Annotated in this window: 17 protein-coding genes and 1 tRNA gene; 6 read left to right on the top strand and 12 right to left on the bottom strand. The window is 61.3% G+C overall.

Annotation, left to right across the window (positions count from 1 at the left end; translation table 11 throughout):
- Positions 1-262: 262 nt before the first annotated feature.
- Complete coding sequence (locus KBT70_RS11095) at positions 263-7201, top strand: PT domain-containing protein (protein WP_296632935.1); 6939 nt, start codon at positions 263-265, stop codon at positions 7199-7201.
- Between the two features lie 337 nt (positions 7202-7538).
- Here KBT70_RS11095 and KBT70_RS11090 read toward each other — a convergent pair whose 3' ends face one another.
- The 3 genes from KBT70_RS11090 to KBT70_RS11080 form a co-directional block, all read right to left on the bottom strand.
- On the bottom strand, positions 7539-9677 hold the full coding sequence (locus KBT70_RS11090) for a flagellar biosynthesis protein FlhA (RefSeq protein WP_296632933.1): 2139 nt from the start codon (positions 9675-9677) through the stop codon (positions 7539-7541).
- A gap of 66 nt (positions 9678-9743) precedes the next feature.
- Positions 9744-9902 (bottom strand): hypothetical protein, encoded by a 159-nt coding sequence (locus KBT70_RS11085; RefSeq protein ID WP_009819758.1) that lies wholly within the window; start codon positions 9900-9902, stop codon positions 9744-9746.
- A gap of 314 nt (positions 9903-10216) precedes the next feature.
- Complete coding sequence (locus KBT70_RS11080; RefSeq protein ID WP_296632927.1) at positions 10217-10990, bottom strand: tetratricopeptide repeat protein; 774 nt, start codon at positions 10988-10990, stop codon at positions 10217-10219.
- 197 nt (positions 10991-11187) lie between these two features.
- Between KBT70_RS11080 and KBT70_RS11075 the strand changes: the two genes are divergently transcribed.
- Together KBT70_RS11075 and KBT70_RS11070 are read left to right on the top strand one after the other, a co-directional pair.
- The gene (locus KBT70_RS11075; protein ID WP_296632923.1) at positions 11188-12513 is read left to right on the top strand and encodes a pilus assembly protein N-terminal domain-containing protein; all 1326 of its coding nucleotides are present in this window, start codon (positions 11188-11190) and stop codon (positions 12511-12513) included.
- Between the two features lie 186 nt (positions 12514-12699).
- Positions 12700-12876, top strand: coding sequence for a hypothetical protein (locus tag KBT70_RS11070; protein WP_296632918.1), 177 nt, complete (start codon positions 12700-12702; stop codon positions 12874-12876).
- Here the strand turns inward: KBT70_RS11070 and KBT70_RS11065 are convergent.
- The 8 genes from KBT70_RS11065 to KBT70_RS11030 all read right to left on the bottom strand — a co-directional run bounded on the left by KBT70_RS11065 (position 12873) and on the right by KBT70_RS11030 (position 18495).
- On the bottom strand, positions 12873-13946 hold the full coding sequence (locus KBT70_RS11065; protein ID WP_296632914.1) for a 2'-deoxycytidine 5'-triphosphate deaminase: 1074 nt from the start codon (positions 13944-13946) through the stop codon (positions 12873-12875). The two genes, KBT70_RS11070 and KBT70_RS11065, sit on opposite strands and share 4 nt — an antisense overlap.
- Positions 13947-14025: 79 nt before the next feature.
- Positions 14026-14102 (bottom strand) — tRNA-Pro (locus KBT70_RS11060).
- Positions 14103-14169: 67 nt separating this feature from the next.
- Complete coding sequence (locus tag KBT70_RS11055; protein WP_296632911.1) at positions 14170-15033, bottom strand: MerR family transcriptional regulator; 864 nt, start codon at positions 15031-15033, stop codon at positions 14170-14172.
- A gap of 14 nt (positions 15034-15047) precedes the next feature.
- A complete protein-coding gene (ihfA, locus tag KBT70_RS11050) occupies positions 15048-15350 on the bottom strand; it encodes an integration host factor subunit alpha (protein ID WP_008281053.1) in 303 nt (100 codons plus the stop codon).
- 112 nt (positions 15351-15462) lie between these two features.
- Positions 15463-16437 carry a beta-ketoacyl-ACP synthase III gene (locus KBT70_RS11045; protein WP_296632897.1) on the bottom strand — a complete coding sequence of 325 codons (975 nt, stop codon included), beginning with the start codon at positions 16435-16437 and terminating at the stop codon, positions 15463-15465.
- A complete protein-coding gene (plsX, locus tag KBT70_RS11040) occupies positions 16434-17540 on the bottom strand; it encodes a phosphate acyltransferase PlsX (protein ID WP_296632894.1) in 1107 nt (368 codons plus the stop codon). The genes KBT70_RS11045 and plsX overlap by 4 nt, the downstream gene beginning before the upstream one ends.
- A 23-nt stretch (positions 17541-17563) precedes the next feature.
- Positions 17564-17770 (bottom strand): 50S ribosomal protein L32, encoded by a 207-nt coding sequence (rpmF, locus tag KBT70_RS11035; RefSeq protein ID WP_037271506.1) that lies wholly within the window; start codon positions 17768-17770, stop codon positions 17564-17566.
- 161 nt (positions 17771-17931) lie between these two features.
- Positions 17932-18495 (bottom strand): DUF177 domain-containing protein, encoded by a 564-nt coding sequence (locus KBT70_RS11030; protein ID WP_296632889.1) that lies wholly within the window; start codon positions 18493-18495, stop codon positions 17932-17934.
- An 88-nt stretch (positions 18496-18583) separates the two neighbouring features.
- Between KBT70_RS11030 and bamE the strand changes: the two genes are divergently transcribed.
- The 3 genes from bamE to KBT70_RS11015 all read left to right on the top strand — a co-directional run bounded on the left by bamE (position 18584) and on the right by KBT70_RS11015 (position 21714).
- Complete coding sequence (gene bamE, locus KBT70_RS11025; protein ID WP_296632884.1) at positions 18584-19039, top strand: outer membrane protein assembly factor BamE; 456 nt, start codon at positions 18584-18586, stop codon at positions 19037-19039.
- Between the two features lie 78 nt (positions 19040-19117).
- A complete protein-coding gene (locus KBT70_RS11020) occupies positions 19118-19855 on the top strand; it encodes a GNAT family N-acetyltransferase (RefSeq protein WP_296632879.1) in 738 nt (245 codons plus the stop codon).
- A 41-nt stretch (positions 19856-19896) separates the two neighbouring features.
- Positions 19897-21714 (top strand): ATP-binding cassette domain-containing protein, encoded by a 1818-nt coding sequence (locus KBT70_RS11015; protein WP_296632875.1) that lies wholly within the window; start codon positions 19897-19899, stop codon positions 21712-21714.
- Positions 21715-21717: 3 nt separating this feature from the next.
- On the opposite strand, the gene KBT70_RS11010 is transcribed toward KBT70_RS11015, so the two are convergent.
- A complete protein-coding gene (locus tag KBT70_RS11010; RefSeq protein WP_296632974.1) occupies positions 21718-22473 on the bottom strand; it encodes an SDR family NAD(P)-dependent oxidoreductase in 756 nt (251 codons plus the stop codon).
- Positions 22474-22486: the final 13 nt, after the last annotated feature.

Below are 22486 nucleotides of genomic sequence, written 5' to 3'. Positions count from 1 at the left end.
CGCGACCAGTCCGGACAGTGGTGGTGAGGCTGGGGGGCAGCGAGGCTGTAAACCCCCGGTCGGAACCGCTCTGTCTGGTGCCTGCCCTCTTAGGGTTTTGCGTAAACCTACTTGGAAACTTGGCTAACGGCATCTGGCCATTCAGGCAATTTGATTGCCCGATTACGTCCCTCGTCTGCTAACGGCCACGACTTGAGCTTTGCTAGCTTGGTGACATCGCGCGCTGACGGGTCGCGCAGGGTATTCTAGGGAGCAAAGTCTCATGGACGAGAAAGTCACCATCGGGTCAACCACAAACCAATTCTTGAGCGACTTGGACCAAGGGGAGCTGGAGCGGCTGTTGCGCTTGAATCCCGCGCGATTTGGTCACAATCTGCGCGATCTGATGATCTGGTCCTTTGATCTGAGACAGGGGCAGGTGCCGCCCTCCATCGCGAGCATTCTGGGTCAGAAAGGCCTGACATTGAGCGGGGCCACCGGGCCGGATGCGGTTGTCGCGCGCGCGACGGATGTGCGGACCGTGAACTTTGTGTCTGCGGGAAATATCTCGACCGGCGGCGGCTCGGACTTCGGGTTGGATGATCCGCTCCTGTTTGAAACACCCGCAATGCTTTATCCCGAATTTCCGGGGCCCCACAGCTTTACCGTCCTCAATGGGCAATCTGGAGCGCTGTTGGTCAGCGATGATGACGCGAACTTTGATCTCGAATTGCCCTTTGCCACGCAAATCCCCCAGGACACCGGCGCACCGCAGGTTCTGGCGGCTGATGTCACGATTGACGGCACCACCTATACAGCCGGGGAAGCGGTCTATTCGACCGGCCCCATCACCCTCGTGGACGAGGCGACGGGGCGCGAGTATGTCGCGGTGGGCATCGGCATCGGCGAGCAGGAGATGTCCTTTGATTTGCGCGGCGACAGCAACATCGTCGGCTATGCCTTTGTCGGTGATCTGCCGCCGCCGGGTGTCGCGCTGAGCTTTCCCGAGAGGTTTGTCGAGCTGGACACGAATCCGATTGCGTATGACAGCTTGGCGGGGGCCTATCCGACGCCTCTCTCGTTCCAGTTCGATGGCACGAGTTACACTGCCAGCGGCGGTGATTTCACCGACGCCGAATTGGCAAAACTGGCTGGCGTCGACTGGTCCGAGGCCTTTACGACGAATATCTTCTTTGATCCAAACGGCACCAATGGGATTCTGGACAATCTTGGTCTGTTCCATTGGCTCGGGGGGGATGCGGCGCTTACCAACAAGGTGCTGGATCTCACCTTCAGCGACGGATCGAGCAGCTTCACTTTGCGCGATTTTGTCGAAGGCACAGCGCCCACACCGTTCCCTGATGCGGCGGGCGCGGGCCAGTTTGCCCAAAGCCTTTTGGCGACCATCGACCCCGGTCGGTTCACGGCCCCGTCCGAGCCGTCCACCCCTGTGACACCTGATCCCGAAACGTCCGGTCCCTCGAGCTATACAGCGACCGCGACGATTGACGGGGTCGAAGTGACCCTGTCCGGCACCGCAGGCTCTGACGAAGAGATGCTGCAACAGATCGCCCCCGACATCGCGCAGGCCCTCTGGGACGAAAAATTCGGGGATACGCCGCGCGTCCACAACCGCTACCAGACTCCGCGCTTTGGTAGCGAGCTTGAGGGGCATAATGATTTTGTCGTGAATGCGACCCAGAACGACGACGGCACGTATACGTTCACCCTGTCCTATCGCGTGAGCTACGGACCAAATGGCACCGTGGAAGGCGAGACATCGGCCGTGGTCGAGATCGAAACCGAGGCGCTCGACGATTCAGGGCGGAGATTGCAGGTCATCAACGGCGAGGTTGATGGCGACACAGCCGAGGCACGCGCCGAAGATGCCAGTTTCGAGAGGGCGGGCGAGGTCTGGGCGCAGGTGGTGAACCAGCTTGGCGAGGTGCCAGATTGGACCGAGGCGCAATGGCTCACCGTGCTGCTGGGCTTCTACTCCGGTGAAAGCGGTTCTGATCTGACCCGCCGCGACTGGCAGGAATTCTTTGAGTTGAACGTGACCGATACCGGCACCTTGGCGACAGGGCCACTGAGCGGCAAGGTCGTCGAGACCTTTGGCTCGGATGTGGTGCGCACCGCGTGGCGCGACGCGCCCTTGCTGGCCTACTCGGCAGAGGCCCACAGCCTTCCCGAAGTTGCGAATGCCGCGACTCCGGTGCTCGCCACCTCAATCCTCGTTCCGCCCAATGCCGAAGCGACCAGCACCCTGCGCACGGAGTTCGCAACCTCTGTCCGCGAGGAACTGCTGCGCACCGGCAAGACCCAATTCTCGGAGAATGACGACAATCGCGAATTCTATCTGACTGGTCTCTCCGGCGAGGACATCACCAACGGTTTCCTGTCTGAGGAAGGGCTGGCCAATCACGCGCTGATAGGCGCGACCATGTGGGTTGGCCGGGACGCCATCGAGACAGGGATGCGCCCCGATCAGGGCTGGTGGGAAGGCCCAAGTGTCGCGCAACTGGACGATGCGTCCATCGCGGCCGAAGACACCGCCGCCAACCCGAACGAATTTGCCGTCTACGAGGTGACAATCACCGAGAACGGTCAGGAGCGGACTGTTCTTGCAGACAAATCCGATGTCGCGCGGCTCGAGGCTGACCCCGCGATCACCGTCACCGGCAAGACCCAGGTGACGAGTGTTGGCACGGTCCGGCTCTACTGGGCGCAAGAGGCGCTGCGTGCGTATCAGGTCAATGGGGTTCAGCCGCCGGTCGATGTGCTGCTGGCGCAGGCGTTCTACACGCTGCACACGCATTATTCGCCCGCCGCCGAGGTTCAGACCTACGTCAACAACGACTATTCCGATCCTGACTTTGTGACCCGCAACTCTACCCGCGGCACCAGCAAGGACATGCTGTTTGACACGGGTCCCATTGACACAACACCGCAGCGGTCAGACGGGTTTGTCCTGGATTTCATGTCCAAAACCTTGGGCATTGCGGGTGATCCTACCCTCGATTCCATCACGTCCCAGATCACCGGCGCGACCTCGATCGTGGATGTTGCATCGGGTTGGGCCACGGGGAATGTCTATCACGATGAATTCTCGCAACATCTGAGCCGTGGTCCGGAACTGCACCGTGAAGCGGACAGTTTCGCAGCGGCCTTGTCCGATCGCGGTCGCAGCGGTGCATTTGTCGAAGGGGAACTGGACGCACGTGGCGATGCGGTGCAACGGCAAGAGAACTGGACCTTGGCGACCATTACTTTGGGCTCGGTCTTTGAGTTGGTGGGCGGCGTTGGCGGTCTTGGGGGCATCCTGACCCAGGCTGGCCGGGTCGAGAAAATCTCTGTCGCCGGGCGCACGTTCTATGTCACAGAGCGCGTTGCAGGCGAGGCGTTGCGCGTCGCCCAGGAGGCTGACAGCACGATCACCACGCTGAGCAGGGCGACTTTCCAGACGCTCAACGCGGCGGATCGCGCCAAGGTCATCGGCATCCTCAGCCGCGGGTCCGAGGCGTCGCCCTTTGTCGGGGCGTTGCTGAGCGAAAATGCTGCGCTGACGGGGGCCAAAGCCGCCACAGGCTTTGCGATCTACCAGATTTCGGAGGACGGCTCGGACCCTGTGAGGATTCGAGGTGGTGAATCCGCCTCTGAAACCGAGCAGGAAGACACGACCCTGACCGCCGGTGGGCGGATCGAGGCGATTAACACGGCTTTGCTGGTGGTCGATGCGTATCGCGCCGCGCAAGCCGACGGGAGCGATCCGGTGGTGGCTGCATTGGTCCTGCTGCAGGACTTGCCGGCCAGCCAATATCACGCGGTTCTGGAGTATCTGCCGGATGACGTTTCTGGCGCCCTGTCCACCTGGCATGCCAACGAGGTTGCCATCGCCTTGGACGAAGCGCCGTTCGATCTGAGCGATCCCACGACATTCGATGCGGCATCCGCTGCTACATTTCTCGAAGGATTGTTTGGCACGGGTGGGCCTAGTGCGGCTGAGGCGGGGCTGATCCATTCGCTGCTGCAACAGATCGAGACCGCCTTTGGGACCGATGCCGCGCGCGATGTGCTGATGGCGATGGAGCCGGGGGATGCGGCCCTTGTGGTGTCCTACTCGCAGGCGCAAAACAGCGAAGCGGCCGCCAATTCTGGTGACGAGAGCGGGCAAGTCGCCTTTGGTGTGCGCTTGCTCGTGGAAATTGCCAATACCGATGCCGAGGCGTCGGCGGCCATCATGACGGCGCTGGCCGAGTCCGACATGATCGTGGCGGGACAAGCGGTCTATGATGCTGGCCGCCTCTACGGTGTGGGCGATGCCGCCAAGATGCTGATCGGCGTCGATCCCAATCTTGCCGGTCAGGTTCTGGCGATTACCGAGGACCTGAACGCGCGCGCGACTGCCGCAGGACATGGCAATGGACCGGGGCTGGTCAATGTGATCATGAAGCAGATACTCGCGCAGACCGATCCCACCAAGATCGACACGGCCCGTCTGACCGCCGCCTCCTATCTTGCACGTGATGCCGACCTGACACCGGCAGACCGCGATGCGCTTTTGGCGTCGCTCGACCCAGAGGACGAGACGGCCATTCGGGGCTTTCTTGGCGATCCGGGCCTGACATTTGCAACCGCGTCCACACCCGGCGGCGACAATACCAACGCGGCGGAACTGGCCGCAGCGGTGGTGCTCTCGACCGCAGACAGTGATCTTCAGGCGGCGATCTCTTCGATCACGGACCCGACCATTCTGGCTGACATGTTGTCGGTGATGTCCGATCAGGATGCCGCGCTGATCTTTGGGGCGATTGCGCAAGAGCGGCCGGACATCGCCCGACAGGCGCTCGATTTCGCGCTTTACAACTTTGACGACGGATTTGAAAAGGTCGCCGGGTGGTTCCAACTGATTGATCCCGCAGCCGGTGGCGCGGTCTTGCAGCAGTTGTTGGGGGCGGACCGGCATCAGGATATCGCCACGTTGTTTGACGCCATCGACGACGGCGATCAGGTTGCACGCTTGCTGAACACGCTGCCTGTCGATGCGGCCGAAGGCATCATGGCGCTCATGCTCGATGATGGCCTTGTCACGGAAATCCTGTTTGGCGGCATCTTCCAGCCGCGGACTCCGAGCGAGGAGAACGTCGACGCGCTCACGCCCGAGGTGCAGGCCAAGATGGACGACCTCGCCGCGCGCGTCGCCTCTGGAGAGTTGACGGATGCGCAAGCAAGGTCAGAGCTGCTTGACTTTATGCTTCAGGTCGAAGGCTTTGATCCCGAAGATGGTGATCTGAAAGTGCGCTCGAAAGACGGCACGACAACCTGGACGCTGGATGAGCTTCACCAGATCTACACGGACACCAAGGCGGAATTCATCTCGATCATGAACGATCCGACGCAACTGCTTGACGGTTTTGTCGAGCAACTGGATGCGTTCGTGCAGGAGAATTTCCCGGCCCTTGTCGAAATGCGTGACGAGCTGCTGACCTTGGCGAATGTGCTGTTCAACGGAGCGGATGACATGAGCCCGGATGATGCGCGGCGCAGGCTGTCAGAGATTTTCGAGATCGAAGAAGGCGACGTGGACACGTTCATCGGCGACGTGCGTGAATTGATCAATGCGACCAATACCACGGATGTGCCGAGCGATCAGCCGAGTGGCCAGCCCAGCGGTCAACCCAGCGGGTCTCCGAGTGATGTGCCCAGCGGGTCGCCCACCGATTCGAACCCGCCCAGCAGCTCGCCGACAGTAGAGCCGTTCGAGCAACAGCAGCGCGTCTTCGAGGCCTTCGCATCCATTGGCTTGAACTATCAATTCCGGCTCAAGTTCTCAGGCCAGACGACCTTTGCAGGCTACGAGAAATTCTCGATCCAGCCGACCTTCTTGCTTGGCCTTGCGTCAGCCGCGACAACTGGCAATTCGACTGTCGGGCATGATATTGCCGACAATGAGCTGAATTATCAGGTGCGCCTGCGGTTCACGCTGAACGGCAAGACCAACGAAGCACTTGAAACCTATTTGCTTGGCAATAATCAGGGGGCAAACTTTACGCCGTCGATCGACTCGGAGTTCGCGTTCGATCTGCGCCTCAAGGTGAAGTCCGTGTTTGGCGAAGGCACGCGGATCGACGCGGTGCAATTGGCCGCCTACAACGAGCCCAGCGTATCGTCGTTCATATTCCCGCAACCGGTGGACCCGACAGCGACACCTCCGGCGGACAAACCAAGTCTTCTGAATATCCTGCTTGCGCAAATTCGGTTCTCGACCGAACGGGTTGTCCGCGGCGCAGCCGAAGCGGCGTCACACCCGCGTCAGTCGTTCACAGATTTCAACGCCTGGGCCGCCTCGTTGCAACCCGCACTCGCGACGGCATGGGACGGCTTCAAGACGAGCGTCGGGGCGACCGGCACAGCCGGGCTCGAGGCATTGACCGCACTCTGGGACGGTCTGGGGCATGGTGTGCAGGGGCTTTTGACATATCTGACGGACCCCAACAGCACCATGGGTCAGGATTTCAAGGATCTGCTGGAATCCTTGATCGCGTACAGTGACGACGCGATTGTCGCGCTGCGTGAAGCCGGGGCCAATTTCAATGATCCGGCGGTTCAGACCATGGACCGCTTGAGACAGACCCTGGTTGATGTGCTGAATACGCCGGTTACCGGAGCGAATTGGCGGGAACAGGCCTTGAGTGGTTTGCGCAAGGCCGGTGAGGTCGCCCTCTATGGCGCGCTGACGGTCGGGGTGGAACTGCCTGCGTTCGTGGCCTACAACGCCATCAAGTATGTCGGGATCGGCACACTCTGGACAGGATATTCATTGGGCAAGCTTGGCGCCAACGCGGGTCTTATGGCCATGAAATCCCTCGGCACGGCCTTTCACGAACTCTACAAGGCGACGCAAGGCAAATGGACCTTTGGGGTGGACTGGACCACCAAGCTGACGTGGGTCAACGATCAGGTCGTCGAGAAAGACGACAAAGGCAATCTATTTCCCTTCGAGGGAAATGGCTTTGAAGATGTCGACGCCACGCCTGATATCATCACCTTCTCTGCCTTTGGCTTTGGTCAGGCGGCGGCCAATACGGCGGTGCCCATTCCCGGCTTTGAATCGGTCAGGAACATCCTCAACGGCGGCTTTGAAATCGGTGTTGATTTTGGCTTCACCGAAGATGGTCGCATCAAGAACGCGGATGATGATGGGATCACAAACGAGATCTGACGCAGCGTAGGGCGGGGCGCCGTTCGGTGCCCTGCCTTTTGGTTCGGATCATTTAACCTAAGATATCATCGTTGCGAGAGCGCAGCCCCTTTGCAAAGAGGGGCTGCGCCTTTGCATGCAGGGACCTTGCGGGACTGATGAAAGGCGCGAGGGTGCGGCATGGTCGGGAATTACGTGGCGCTGAGGGGCATCATGTCAGCGCGCAGTCTGAGCGCTGACAGAGCGGCGACATCGAGGCGCATGGGTTTGGGGCATCCGGAAATAGGAAACGGACCCGGGCGTGTCCAACGACGGGTGCCACGCCGAGGCATGTGCTAGGGTGGATGAATCTAGCCGATCAAGCGGCGCCAGCGCCCTTGGTGAGGGATTTTGGAAAGAGCGCTCCGATGCGGGCCTCTTTACTGACGTCCGACATTCGTGGTCCTTTGAAGGTCTCGCCCAGGACACCGATTGGCATCGTGGTGATATCCGAGCTGATTTCGTGGGGTGAAATGATCGGGATATTGATCCCGCAATGGGCCAGAAAGTTGCGCAGCCGACGTCGAATGTTGGGAGAGGCCACAATGGCGATACGCCGATCTTCGGCGGTGTCGAGGTCTCTGATCTTGCAGGCTTCGCGTGTGATCAGATCCGACAATTCGGCATCCAGAGGCAGATTATCAATCTCTGCCCCTTCTGCCAGTGTCTTGATGTGTTTGAGATCGTTCAGAATCCGCTCTTCCAAGGCCGGGGAGAGCATGGAAACGGCAAGCTCACCCTTGCTGTTCGCGAGGTTCTGGCAGAGCTGACGCTTGAGCGAATTGCGCAAACATTCCGCGATGAACACTGCGTCTGCATCCGGGTGCAGGTGAACCCAATGCGCGAGGCTCTCGAACAATAGCCGCTGAGGGCGCAAGGGCACACCGTCCTCGAGCAGATACCGGAAGATGCGGATCAAATTCTGCGGCGTCTGATGTTCCAACACAAAGGTGATCGTGGGCGCGTCTGTCTGCTTTGCGGCGGCGATCAACTCTTCATATTCGTGGTTTCCAAAGAGAATACGCACCGAATTCTCCAAGCGGCGGAAAAGACATTCCGCAAGTGCGACCTCGAGGGAGATCACGTTGAGGTCGGCCTTGATGAGGGATTGCCGAAACGTGTCTGGCACAAAGCGCTTGGGTTTTGAGGACACGATCCAGTCGATGACCGACTTTGGGGCCGCGATGCCGATGGCGCGGAGTTGATCCGTGGTTGCATCCGTGATCACGTGACCGACCTCCAAAGTGCCGGCATCTACCGCGACCTCGTCCAGTTCGATCTGAAAAACGGGCGTGTCGAATCCGAGATCTCTGACCTCGATAAAAGGCCGCGCAAAGGATATGCCGCACCGGGCCGAGTAGAAGGCCACACGCTCCACGACTTCTTGGACGAGCAGGGGCATGTCGAGATGCTCGGCCGCCGCCGGAGAGAGGGCGATACCGATCCTGTCACTCCTGCGGATACCGTCGCCTGCGCTCGCGTCAGCCGAGGCTTGTGCCTCTTCCGCCTCGTCTTCCGACTTGCGGACCGTGGCCTTGATGAGGGTCGAGGCAACGAAAAGGATCACCGCAGCGGCCGCAAATACCATAAACGGAAAGCCGGGGACAAACCCAAAGAGCAAGAGCACGATGGCCGCCGCTGCGGGCACACGCGCGTCAGACATGAGTTCCTTGGCGATGTCGGTCCCAAGGTCCTGTGGCTTTTCATTGGCGACACGTGTGACGATGACACCCGCACAGATCGACATGAGAAGCGCCGGGATCTGCGCGACCAGCCCATCGCCGATCGTCAGCAGCGAATAGACCGACGCGGCCTCGCCAAGGCTGAGGCCGTGGACGCCGGTGCCCACCGCAATTCCGCCCACGAGGTTGATGAAGATGATGATCAATCCCGCCGTCGCGTCGCCCTTGACGAACTTCATGGCCCCGTCCATCGCGCCAAAGAACTGGCTGTCCTTGTCCAGAGCCTTGCGTTGGAGGGCACCTTCCTCTTGTGGCAGCGTACCGGCGCGAATATCGGCCTCGATGCTCATCTGTTTGCCGGGCATCGCGTCCAGCGTGAAGCGCGCCGCGACCTCTGCGACACGTTCCGCACCCTTGGTGACGACGACGAACTGCACGACCGTGATGATCAGAAACATCACAAGGCCAATGACCACGCTGCCACGCACGACAAACTCGCCAAAGGTCGCGATGATTTGGCCGGCATCGGCCTCTGACAGGATCAAGCGGGTGGTTGCGATCGACAAGGCCAGACGAAAGGCCGTGGCGATCAGAATGACGGATGGGAAGGTCGAGAAATCAGAAGGCCGTTTCAAATAGACGGCCACCATCAAGAGAACCACCGACAGGCTGATGCTGATCACCAGCAGAGTGTCGATCAGCCCGGTCGGCAACGGGATGACCATAAGGGCAAGAATGGAAATCAGGAGCGCGACAAGGGCAAGATCTTTTCTCATTGGACACGCTTCTTGAAAAGAAAAACCTCCAGCCAGATTTGGCTGGAGGTGCTGTCAGAGCGACGATTACGCCGAGTTCGCCTTACGGCCCAGGGCTTCGGACGTGCCGACGGCCTCTTTCATCTTGCGGGCAGACTGGAGGCTGATCAGCTGGATCTTCTCGAATTCGCTCACGAGATCAGCGTTGGGGGCCTGAGGTCCGGAAGTTTCCATTTTCTTCTCCATATGTTGGTCCGTATTACACGGAAGGTTTGCCCAAAAGGGCGTTTGATTGAGCAGCCTAACGCACCAAACCCTGTTTCGGCTGCAACCTGCTATCGAAACCGCACTGGATCGAGATCCGCGTCACCGTTACCGACACCCCCAGTTTTTGCCATCCGGGCCAAAATGAACACTCAGCGGGACTACGTTAAAGCCTACGTAGCGGCACGTGTCTGGGCAGAATTGGCTGCAATGGGTCATTACGGGGCGCTACGCAGCCAAGGCGAACAGGCAACGCTGACAGGGGTTTGCAAAGCGGTGGCACCACCCTGCGGAGACTAGGATTGCGACCCGCGATACTGGCGCATCGCATGAAAGATCTGCTGCGCCCGATCCCTGGACATCTCGGCGGTGGCCAGGTCATAGGCCTCGGATTCGCGTCCGACGAGATAGTAGGCGATGGCAAGGTTGTGCCGCAGGTTCAGATCCGTAAGCTGGGATCGCGTGAGGTCCTGCAGGATAGCAACGGCCTCATGGCCGGAGCCCCCGAGCACGTGGCTCAGGGCGAGATTGTTCAACGCATCGAGATTTGTCGGGTTGATCGCCAGAAGCGTCTGGTAGGCGCTGATCGCGCGCAGATGATCGCCGCTCAGGTCAAAGGCCACGGCGCGGCCGTTCAAAGCCGTTTCGTTTTTCGGATCATCCGCCAGAACAAGATCAAAGTTGCGAAAGGCTTCGGACGTGTTGTTTTGCGCCAATGCGACGCGCCCAAGGCCAAGATGCCCACGCTTGTCCGCGCCCATCTTGATGGCCGTCCTGTAGGCATTTCTGGCCTTGAAGAGCGCGCCACCCTGGAGATAGGCATTGCCAACCGACAAAAGCGCTTCGGCCTGCGAGCCGTGATCGCGGGATACTTCGTCCAACAGACGATAGGCGCTGTCATATTGCCCGCCCACCAACATCCGTTGTGCCACGTCAACACGCGCCTGATATCCCACGGGCTGGGAACCGGACAGCTCACAACCGCTGAGAAAGAGCGCCGCGGCAACAAACAGCACCGACTTGCGTGATGCAAGAGCGGTTCTGGGCGGGAAATCTTCCGTTTGGAACATCGACAGGGTATCCTCGGCTGATGGCGGAGTTCTAGGAAAGTATCCGATCCGATACCCTGCACCTGCGCCGGATTGTATGCGTAGCGACGGCGAGAGCACTACGTATACGTAGGTTTCGGCCCGCACGGACGTGCTTGATTGCGTGACAGCGGCTCTCTACCCCGGTCGGGACTGAAAGCTGCGAAAAGGACGACGAGATGAAGCCGTTTGATGCGTCGAAATGGCGTCACGCCTTGGCAATGGTATCTGTCATTCTGATGTTGCCATCTGTGCTGAGCAGCCCGGCTTTGGCACAGGAACGCCTGACCGTAGAGCAAGGCAAAAGCATCCTTCTGCCCGTCGGGGACAATGTTGACACTGTCTTTGTGAGTGACACGACGGTTGCGGATGCGAGCATCTCTTCGAACAACCGCGTTTTTGTGTTCGGTAAGGAAGTCGGGGAAACATCGCTCATTGCAACGTCCAATGACGCGGCTTCGGATATGACATTCACGGTTGTTGTCACACACAAGCTGTCCGAGATCCGATCTGTCATCCAGAGCCGGTTTCCCGGCGAACAGATCGCGGTCGAATCCTCGCGCGGCAGCCTGATGCTGACGGGCATCGTTTCCAGCGACCGGGTCCGCGAAACTCTGGTCACGACGCTCGAGAGTGCGGCCCCGGAAACGACCATCATCGACCGGCTTCGCGTTGCAAGCTCGAATATCATCCGTCTCGAGGTCAAACTTCTCGAAGTCAGCCGCACTCAGGTTGAAAACTTTGGCATCGACTGGAACGCCACAGTGACCGCCAACGGCTTCTTTCTGGGAACATCGAACCGCGGTGTGCTGAGCGTGGGCAAAAGCGACACGGCAGAATCATCGCTGAATGCAGCACTGGATGTGCTGATCTCGAACGGCATCGCGACAATCGCGCAAGAAACCGTGTTATCGACCGTGAATGGCGAAGAAGCCCTGTTTTCGGTCGGTGGTGAAATCCCGATTCCGACCTTTATCCCTGTCGACAATGGCACGGCGGATGGCAATTTCCAGCTTGATTACAAGTTCATCGGCACGTCGCTGTCCTTTACGCCCAGCATCGCACCGGGAAACAAGCTCCGCCTTCTGATCGACAGCACGATCTCATCGCAGGGTCAAACCTCGTCGACGGTGAACGGAAACGTCTTTCCGAACCTGAACACGCGGTCCTTTCGGACCAATGTCGAACTCAGTGACCGGCAGCCTTTTGTGATTGCGGGGGTCACGCGCAACGACACCTCAAACGACCTGCGTCAGGATCGCGGCACCGGGCTTTCCCGTGTCGTCGATACGTTGCTTGGCCAGGACAGGATCACGGCAAATTCGCAAGAGCTTGTGGTCATTGTGACACCGCTTCTGACTGAACTCGAACCCCAGAGCATTGAGGATCGACTTCCTGCGCCGTTGTCCAATCTGGGATTCATCCTCTCGAAGGGTGGGTCCCGCACGGCGATTGCCCACAAGGCTGGGTCCAATCCATTCGGTGCCGCAGGGTTCCGCTATTGACGCAACGGCGCAGGCCGGTTCCGTGCTGACCTGCGCTCAAGGCATGCTCTCGGGTGCTTGACCCAAAACGTGATACCTCTGGCGGGCGTATCTGAACCAATAAAAACAACAAAATTCCCATCATGCCCTGAAATCGGCATGTTTCAGGGTTATACGGAGGCCAGAGGCAGCAAGAGGAGTGGCGCAATGAACGTCAACCAGATGATCAACATGGTGGTGCGGATGATCCTTAACCGCGTGATGCGCAGCGGTATGGATGCGGTGAGCAAACGCATGAGCGGCGGCGATGACGCGGCGGCGCGCAAGACGACACAGCGTGGGCGGCAGGTGTTGAAGATCGGCCGCAAGATGGGGCGCTTTTAAGCCTTGAAATGCTTGGAAAGTTTCAGGCCCTGACCCTGATAGTTTGAGGCGATGCCCGCACCGTAGAGGTGATCGGGCACTTGGTCCATCTGCTCATAGACCAGCCGTCCGACGATCTGGCCATGTTCCAAGACAAACGGTGCCTCGTGGCAGCGCACTTCGAGCACGCCCCGTGAGCCGGTGCCGCCGGCGGCCGCATGGCCAAAGCCCGGATCGAAAAACCCTGCGTAATGCACCCGGAATTCGCCCACCATGGCCACGTAGGGGGCCATTTCGGCGGCACATTCGGGGGGGATATGCACGGCCTCGCGGCTGACCAGAATATAGAAGGCACCGGGATCGAGGATGATCTGGCCGTTGTCGGAATGCACCTCTTCCCAATAGGCGGCGGGATCGTAATGGCCGATGCGGTCAAGGTCGATCACGCCGGTATGCGGCTTGGCGCGGTAGCCGACGAGCGTGCCGGTGGCAGGACGCAGATCGACGGAAAAGCCAAGCCCCTCGTCGATCATGGCGGTGCCATCCACCAGAGGCGTTTGGGCGTGGAGCGCGCGCAGGGCGTCATCCGACAGCACGGCCTGACCGGCGCGAAAGCGGATCTGGTTGAGACGCATGCCGGGGCGCACCAGCACCGAGAAGGAGCGCGGGCAAATCTCGGCATAGAGCGGCCCGGTATAGCCGGGGCTCACGCGGTCGAATTCTACCCCACCATCGGTGATCAGCCGGGTCAGCAGATCGAGCCGCCCGGTCGAGGATTTGGCATTGGCGACCGCCTGCACGCCCATGGGCAGGGCGAGCGATTCCATCAGCGGCACGACATAGACACAGCCCTTTTCCAGCACCGCCCCGGCGCTGAGGTCGATGCGGTGCATCTCGAATTCCGCAAGGCGGTCTGTGACGGTGTTGCCGGCACCAGTGAGAAAAGAGGCGCGCACCCGGTAGGCGATCTGCCCCAAGCGCAGATCAAGGCTGGCGGGTTGGACCTGTTCCGACAGGATCGCAGGCGTGCCCAATAGGGTGCCTGTGTCGATCATGGCGCGGATTTGCTGGCTGGAAAGAACCCCGGTCATCTCTGCCCCCCTCTCGTTGCGCCCCGCGATCTGGTCAGGGTGCCCGAGGGGCCGAGGCGGGCGGGATCGTCGGTAATTATGGTCGGGCTAGCAGGACTTGAACCTGCGACCTTCCGTCCCCCAGACGGACGCGCTACCAGGCTGCGCTATAGCCCGACGATGGGCTGTTCATAGCGATTTTGGCCGCAGGGGCAAGAGGGAAATCCCGAAATTGCGCAGGGATTTACCGGTCTTTCGCGTGAGAGGCGGCATGGCTGCGCAGGGCCACGACAAGCGGGGCAAGACGGGCGGCCAATTCCGGAGATATGGGCCGGGGCAGGGTGCTGAGCGCGGTGAGCAGGCCCGGTGCGGCGGCAACGTCATCTGCCGGGTCAGCGGGCAAATCGGGCTGCTGGGGCGCATCCACGACCGCCTCTGGTTCTGGGATTGGTGGGGTTTCCGGGGCAGGCGCGGCGGTTACTTCTGGTGCGGGGTCCGGCTCTGCCACAGGCTCTGAAAAGGGCTCGGATTCTGGGTCCGCGTCGCGTGCCTGCTCTGTGGTGGCTGCCTCCACCTCAGGGGCATCAGGCGTTTCGGTGGGCGGCTCTTGGCGGGGCTGATCCTGCGCTGTCTCGGCGGAGGCCGCGTCTTCGGTCTCAAGAGACCAGAATTTGCCCTGCGGTTGCGGCTCTGATATGTCCTCAGACCCGTCGTCAGCATCCTCGGCGTCGTCAGCGTCGGCAAAGCGGGCAAAGTTCACCACCTCGGCGGGACGCGCAGGGCCGGGGGCCACGTCGAGCGCGAGGCCGCTTGCCTCGCCGTGCGCCTCGTCATCGAGGGGGGGCGACATCTCGGACACCTGTTGGATGCCATTCTCGCGCAGGTATTTCTGCGCGCCCTTGATGGTCATGCCCTGATCGTGCAGCAGAACCTTGATACCACCCAGAAGCGTCATATCCGCGGGGCGGTAATAGCGGCGCCCGCCCGCGCGTTTGACCGGCTTGATCTGGGTAAACTTGCTCTCCCAGAAGCGCAGCACATGCGCCGGAACGTCGAGCCAATCCGCGACCTCGCTGATGGTTCGAAAGGCGTCGGCGGCTTTGCCCATGGGCGGCTATATCCTCAGCTCTTGGTGCCGTCTGCGACGCGGTCTTTCATGAGATGGGAGGGCCGAAAGGTCAGAACCCGGCGCGGGTTGATCGGCACTTCTTCGCCAGTCTTGGGGTTGCGGCCCACGCGCGCCGTCTTGTCGCGCACCGAGAAGGTGCCGAAGGACGAAATCTTGACCTGCTCGCCGCGCACCAGAGCGTCGGACATATGGCCCAGAACGCTCTCGACCAGCTGGGCTGCGTCGTTGCGCGATAGCCCCACCTCGCGAAAGATGGCCTCGCTCAAATCCATCCGTGTCAATGTCTTGTCAGTCATCACATCCCCGCGATTTTTTTCATACACTTTGCGGCGAAGAATTTTCCGAGTCAATCTCAACCACTTAGCGGCAGCGGGTCACCCGCGAGATTTCGCGCATTTTGCGGCAGATTTACCAGCGCAGGGCCACGGCCCCCCAGGCCAGACCGCCGCCGATGGCCTCGGCCAACAAAAGATCGCCGCGTTTGATCTTGCCCGTGGCCACGCCCACCGAGAGGGCAAGCGGGATCGAGGCGGCAGAGGTATTGCCGTGATCCTGCACGGTGACGATGACGCGGTCCATCGGCAGGCCGAGTTTCTTGGCGGTGCCTTGGATGATGCGGATATTGGCCTGATGCGGCACGATCCAGTCGACATCGGCGCCGGTGAGACCGATCTTGGCCAGCGCCGCCTCGGCGGTCGAGGCGAGTTTCTCAACCGCTTGTCGGAAGAGGGGATTGCCCTGCATCCGCAGTTTGCCCGCCTCGCCGGTGGTCGAGACACCGCCATCGACATAGAGCATGTCGCGGTAGCGCCCGTCAGAATTGAGGTCGGCAGAAAGGATGCCGCGATCCTGCGCGGTGCCGGTGCCCTCTTCGAGCCCCAGCACAAGCGCACCCGCGCCATCGCCAAAGAGCACGCAGGTCGAGCGGTCTGTCCAGTCCATGATGCGGCTAAAGGTTTCCGCGCCGATCACCAGCACGCGCTGCGCCTGTCCCGAGAGGATCAGCGCATTGGCGGTGGTGAGCGCATAGATGAAGCCTGCGCAGACCGCCTGCACGTCAAAGCCAAAGCCGCGTGTCATGCCCAATTCCCGCTGCACCATGGTGGCCACAGACGGAAAGGTCAGATCGGGGGTCGATGTGGCCACGACAATGCCGTCGATGTCATCAGCCACAAGGCCCGCATTTTCCAAGGCTGCACGGGCGGCACGCACGGCGAGGTCCGACGTGGGCTGATCTTCGGCTGCGAAATGACGGCGCTCGATACCAGAGCGCGTGCGAATCCATTCATCCGACGTGTCGAGGGTCTTTTCGAATTCCGCGTTGGGAACGATGCGGTCAGGCAGATAATGTCCGATGCCTTGGACGACGGCGCGCAGTGTCATTCAGTTTCGGCCTCTGGTTGGGGCTCTGGGGGGGCATCCTGATCCAGCAGGGCGGCGGAGGCAACCCGCGCGGCCAGCCGTTCGGAAAAGCCCGATTGCGCCAGCTCGAACGCCAGCTTGATCGCCGAGGAGACGCCCATGGAATCGGCGGCCCCATGGGATTTGACCACAGTGCCGTTGAGCCCGAGGAACACACCGCCATTGGCGCGGCGCGGGTCAATCCGTTTTTTCAGCCGGGCGAGCGAGGTATAGGCGAGTACCGAGGCCAGCCTTGACAGCGGTGAATAGGCAAAGGCTTCGCGCAGCAGATCGGCGATGAGCTTGGCGATGCCCTCGCCGGTCTTGAGCGCCACATTGCCGGTAAAGCCGTCGGTGACGATGACATCGCATTTCGTGCCGGGAAGGTCGCGGCCTTCGACAAAGCCCACGAATTCGAAATCGGCACCGCGGGCATTGGCGGCGATGAGGTCATACGCCTCTTTGAGTTCGGCGCGGCCCTTGTGCTCTTCAGTGCCGACGTTGAGCAGGCCGATACGCGGACGCGCGAGGCCAAAGCCATTGCGCGCATAGGACGCCCCCATGAGGGCATATTGCATCAAGTCCTTGGCATCGGCACGGATATCGGCCCCGCCGTCGAGCATGATGTTGTGCTTTTGCGGGTTCTGCGAAGGCCACATCACGGCAATGGCGGGGCGGTAGATGCCCGGCAGTTTGCGCAGGCGCAGCACCGACATCAGCATGAGCGCGCCGGTATTGCCGCAGGAGACACAGACAGTCGCCTCGCCCAAGCGGACCGATTCGAGCGCGGACCACATCGACGTGTCGCGCCCGTGGCGCACCACATGCGACGGCTTGTCACTCATGGTCACGACTTCGGGCGCGTGCCGGATTTCACATCGTTCAGAGAGGCCACGGCGCTTGGAGACCAGGCGCTCCAGCTCTTCCTGGGGGCCATGCACGATGAATCCGATGTCGGGATTCTTGGACGCAGAATGGGCAATGCCGGCAACAACCGTTGCCGGCCCCTGATCCCCGCCCATGGCGTCAACCGAGATGATGGTGCGTCCTGCACCCGCCTTGGAATGGTCCCTGCGAGCGGTCATGCAGCAAATCGCCTATTGCGGGTTCAGGCCGCGTCGTCTTCCAGGTCGATTTCTTCCACCAATGCCACGACCTCACGGTCGGCATAGTGTCCGCAAGCCGGGCAGACATGGTGCGGACGCTTGAGTTCGCCACAGTTGGTGCACTCGTTCGGGTTGCCAGCAACCAGCGCGTCATGAGCGCGGCGATTGTTGCGGCGCGATTTCGATACTTTGTTCTGTTGGACGGCCATGTCGCAACCTCAATTCCTGTGGGCCTGTATGGCCCTGTTTCACGGGTGTTCGCGGCTCTTAATATGTTACGAGCCGCCGGTTCAACCCCAAATTCCGGTGAGAGCGGGAAAATACAGAGATTTCATGCCGGGGCAAGCGATTCTTGGCGGCGCGGGCCGGATCAGTCCTCGTCTGGCTTGCCCAGCTTGTCCCGCAGGCGGGCAAGGGCCGCAAAGGGCTTGGTGTCTTCGTCCTGCAAGGGGGCCACCCCCTCTTCGGCCACGGTCAACTGGCCCAGTTCCGCGCCGTCGCGGCGGGGGTAGGGGGGCAAGGCGAGGCTCAGCGCCTCGACCATGACGCGGCCAAAGTCGATTTCAGAGCCCAATGGCTCCAACGTGTCATCCTCGGGGATTTCAATCTCGGCGCCGGGTTCGGGTGTCTCAAGGGCGGCATCGGGCGAAAAGCGGCGCGTTACAGGCTCGTCGATACGGGTCTGAACCGGGTCGAGCGTGACCACACACGGCTGAATCACCGTGGCGCCCAGATCGGCCTGCAACAGCCAATCGACGCGCCCCTCGGCGGTCAGCGTGCCACGAAACCGCAGTTTGCGCAGGCCAAGCAGCCCGAGATCCTCGGAGATGCGCGCCATCTCGGCCGCGTCAGGGGCGAGATCAAAGCTCACGGGCCGCCGCGCCGAGAGGTCGGCCACGCGGATCACTCGGGTGTTTTGCGGGTGTTGTGACATCTTTCCCCTCGCTTCCTTTCTTGAACCATTGCATCACCTTGTTGTAAGCGGGATAAAAGCCGGGACCGGCCGATACAAGAGGGCAGAGATGACAGCGATCCGAAACCGAGTGATCAGCGCCTTGGCGCTCTGCTGTCTGATTGTCGTCACGGGCTGTTCGGCAACCTATCGCAATCACGGCTATGTCCCCCCCGAAGAGGATCTGCAAAACCTTGTGGTGGGCGTCGATACCCGTGCCACGGTGGATGATGTGGTTGGACCGCCATCGCTGTCGGGGGTTCTGGCGGATGGCGATTACTATTACGTGCGCAGCCGGGTGCGGGAATATGGCATGTACCGCCCGCAGGTGGTGGAACGCCGGGTTCTGGCGATTTCCTTCAATGACGATGACACCATCGCCAATATCGAGGAATTCGGGCTGGAGGATGGTCAGGTTGTCCCGCTTGCGCGGCGCGTGACCGATTCCTCGGTGGTCAGCAACGGCTTCTTGCGTCAACTCCTGAGCAATATCGGCAATCTCAATCCCGCCTCCGCGTTTGAGTAAGGCAGGTCATGCCGCTGTCACAGCTTGCGTGGTAGAGCGACCGGGACTAGGGTCGCTCAGCGCAGACGGGGTCGCGGCATGGCAGGGCTTGGCAATCAGCGGTATCAGGCACGGATCGGCACCACACCCGAGGATCGCCACGCCGCACAGCGATTGCGGGCGCGGGCCTTTCTGGGCGAGGACGAGGGGCTGGATTGTGATCCCTTTGACGATATCTGCACCCATGTGCTGATTGAAGAGACAGGCACCGGCACGCTGGTCTGTTGTTTCCGGATGCTGATGTTGAACGACGGTGCCGAAATCGCGCAGAGCTATTCGGCGCAGTTTTATGAGCTCTCGGCGCTTGCGGGCTTCGAAGGCCGGATGGCGGAAATGGGCCGGTTCTGTATCGCGCCGGGGCGGCTTGATCCTGATATATTGCGGGTGGCCTGGGCCGCGATGACACGGTTCGTCGATGACAACGGGATCGAGATGCTGTTCGGCTGTTCGTCCTTTCACGGCACCGAGACCGACACCTATCTTGATGCCTTTGCGATGCTACGCGAGCGGCATCTGGCGCCGCGTCGCTGGTGGCCGCGGGTCAAGGCTCCGAGTGTCTTTCGCTTTGCGCAGCGGCTGCGGCGGCACAAACCCGACCTGAAACTCGCGATGCGGCATATGCCACCACTCTTGCGCACCTATCTGATGATGGGGGGTTGGGTCAGTGATCATGCGGTGATCGACCGGCATCTCAACACGCTGCATGTGTTCACCGGGGTCGAGATTGGCGCTATTCCGGCCACGCGCAAGCGGCTCTTGCGCGCGCTTGCTGGCTGAGGTCCCTTGACGCTGACAGGGCGGCAGGATAGCCCGCGCCCATGGCACGCGCACCTCTTTTACAGCTCACCGATATTTCGCTCACCTTTGGGGGTGAGCCTGTGTTTCAGGATCTCTCGCTTGTGGTGCAACCCGGCGACCGGGTGGCGCTTGTGGGGCGCAACGGCTCGGGCAAATCCACGCTGATGAAGGTGATGGCCGGTCTGGTCGAGCCGGATCGTGGGCTGCGGATCGTCACGCCCGGCGTGAACGTGGGCTATATGGAGCAAGAGCCCGATATGGTCGGGTTCACGACCTTGGGCGACTATGCCGCAAGCCAGTTGGACCCTGCCGAGACCTACCGTGTAGAGATGGCGGGCGAGGGGCTGAAATTCGATCCCGCGCGCCCGGTCAGCACCGCTTCGGGCGGCGAGCGGCGGCGGGCGGCCCTAGCCAAGCTGATGGCCGAAGCGCCAGATCTCATGCTGCTCGACGAGCCGACCAACCATCTGGACATCGAGGCGATCGGCTGGCTGGAAAACGAGCTGCGCGACACGCGCAAGGGCTTTGTCCTGATCAGCCATGATCGCGCATTCTTACGTGAACTGACGCGCGCAACCCTCTGGATTGACAGGGGAATGACGCGGCGGCAGGAAAAGGGATTCGAGCATTTCGAGGCCTGGCGCGACAAGGTCTGGGACGATGAGGACCAGCAGCGCCACAAGCTGGATCGCAAGATCAAGTCCGAGGCGCGGTGGGCGGTCGAAGGCATCAGCGCGCGGCGCAAGCGCAATCAGGGCCGGGTGCGCGCCCTGGCCGAGTTGCGGGCGGAACGCAGCAGTCAAATCCGGCGTCAAGGCACGGCGGCGATGGCGCTAGAGTCTGGGCCGACCTCGGGCCGCAAGGTGATCGAGGCGGTCGATATATCAAAGGCTTACGGCGACAAGCTCATCCTCGAGAAATTCAGTATCAAGATCCTGCGCGGGGATCGCGTGGCCTTTGTCGGCCCCAATGGCGTGGGCAAGACGACGCTGCTCAAGATGCTGCTCAAGGAGATCGCGCCCGACAGCGGCACCGTGACCCAAGGCACCAATCTGGAACCGGCGGTGTTTGATCAGGCGCGCGCGCAGCTCGACCCGGAAATGACCCTGTGGGAGAGCCTCACAGGCGACGCCGAGATGCGCGTATCCGGACAGGCGGATCAGGTGCTGGTGCGCGGGCAGCCCCGGCATGTGGTGGCCTATCTCAAGGATTTCCTCTTTGACGAGCGGCAGGCGCGGGCACCGGTCAAATCGCTCTCGGGCGGCGAGAAGGCGCGGCTCTTGCTGGCCAAGCTGATGGCGCGCGAAAGCAATCTGCTGGTGCTGGACGAGCCGACCAACGATCTCGACATCGAGACGCTGGACCTCTTGCAAGAGTTGCTGGACGATTTCGACGGCACTGTCCTCTTGGTCAGCCATGACCGCGATTTTCTGGATCGCGTGGCGACCACCACCATCGCGATGGAGGGGGATGGGCGCGCCACCACCTATGCCGGAGGCTGGTCGGATTACCGCGCGCAACGGGGCGCGGATGCGATTCTAGAGGCGAGTAAAAAGGAAGACAAATCAGAGGCTAAGGCGCCGGAGTTGAAGCAGTCAAAGCCTGGCGCCCCACGCCTCAGCTTTACCGAGAGGCACCGGCTCGACGCGCTGCCCGCGCTGATGGAGCGGCTGGCGGCCGAGATTGCCAAGCTCGAGGAGCTGCTGTCGGATGCCACGCTTTTTACCCGCGAACCGGTCAAGTTCAAGAAGGCCACCGAGGCGCTGACAACCCGGCAGACCGCCTTGGCCGAGGCCGAAGAGGAATGGTTGGCCCTGGCAGAGCGCTCCGAGGACTGAGGATTACTGCATCCGCAGCGCGCCATCGAGGCGGATCACCTCGCCGTTGAGATAGCCGCACTCGATGATGAAGGCCGCAAGCCGGGCATATTCCGCTGGATCGCCGAGGCGTTTGGGGAATGTCACCTCTGCCGCCAGACTGTCCTGCACCTCTTGCGGCAGGCCGCGCAGCATCGGCGTGGCAAAGGTGCCGGGGGCGATGGCCATGACACGGATGCCCTCGCGCGCCAGATCGCGGGCCATGGGTAGCGAGAGGCCGACGATTCCCCCCTTGGAGGCGGCATAGGCGGCCTGACCTTTTTGTCCGTCAAAGGCGGCGATGGAGGCGGTGTTGATGATCACGCCGCGCGCGCCATCCGCATCGGGGGCGTTCTGCGCCATTTCCGCCGCTGCGAGCCGCGCGACGTTGAAAGAGCCTATGAGGTTGATGTCGAGCGTGCGCCGAAAAAGGTCGAGCGGGTGGGGGCCATCGCGGCCCAGCACCTTGGCCCCGGTGGCGATGCCTGCGCAGTTCACGACGGCTGTGATCCGGCCCATGGCGGACTTCGCGGCTGCAATGGCCGCTGTGACAGAGGCCTCGTCTGTGACATCGGTTGCCACAAACTGCGCGCCGATTTCTGCGGCGATGGTCGCGCCGCGCTCTGCGTCGCGGTCAAGGAGCGTGACAGCGGCACCCATGGTGCGGAAATGGCGGGCGGTCGCCTCACCCAGCCCCGAAGCGCCGCCGGTGATGATCGCGGCTGTCTCGTCAATGCGCATGCTGCCCTCGCTT

Source organism: Roseovarius sp. (genome assembly GCF_018066915.1).
Classification (GTDB): Bacteria; Pseudomonadota; Alphaproteobacteria; order Rhodobacterales; family Rhodobacteraceae; genus Roseovarius.
This window is presented reverse-complemented; position numbering and strand designations above follow the sequence as displayed.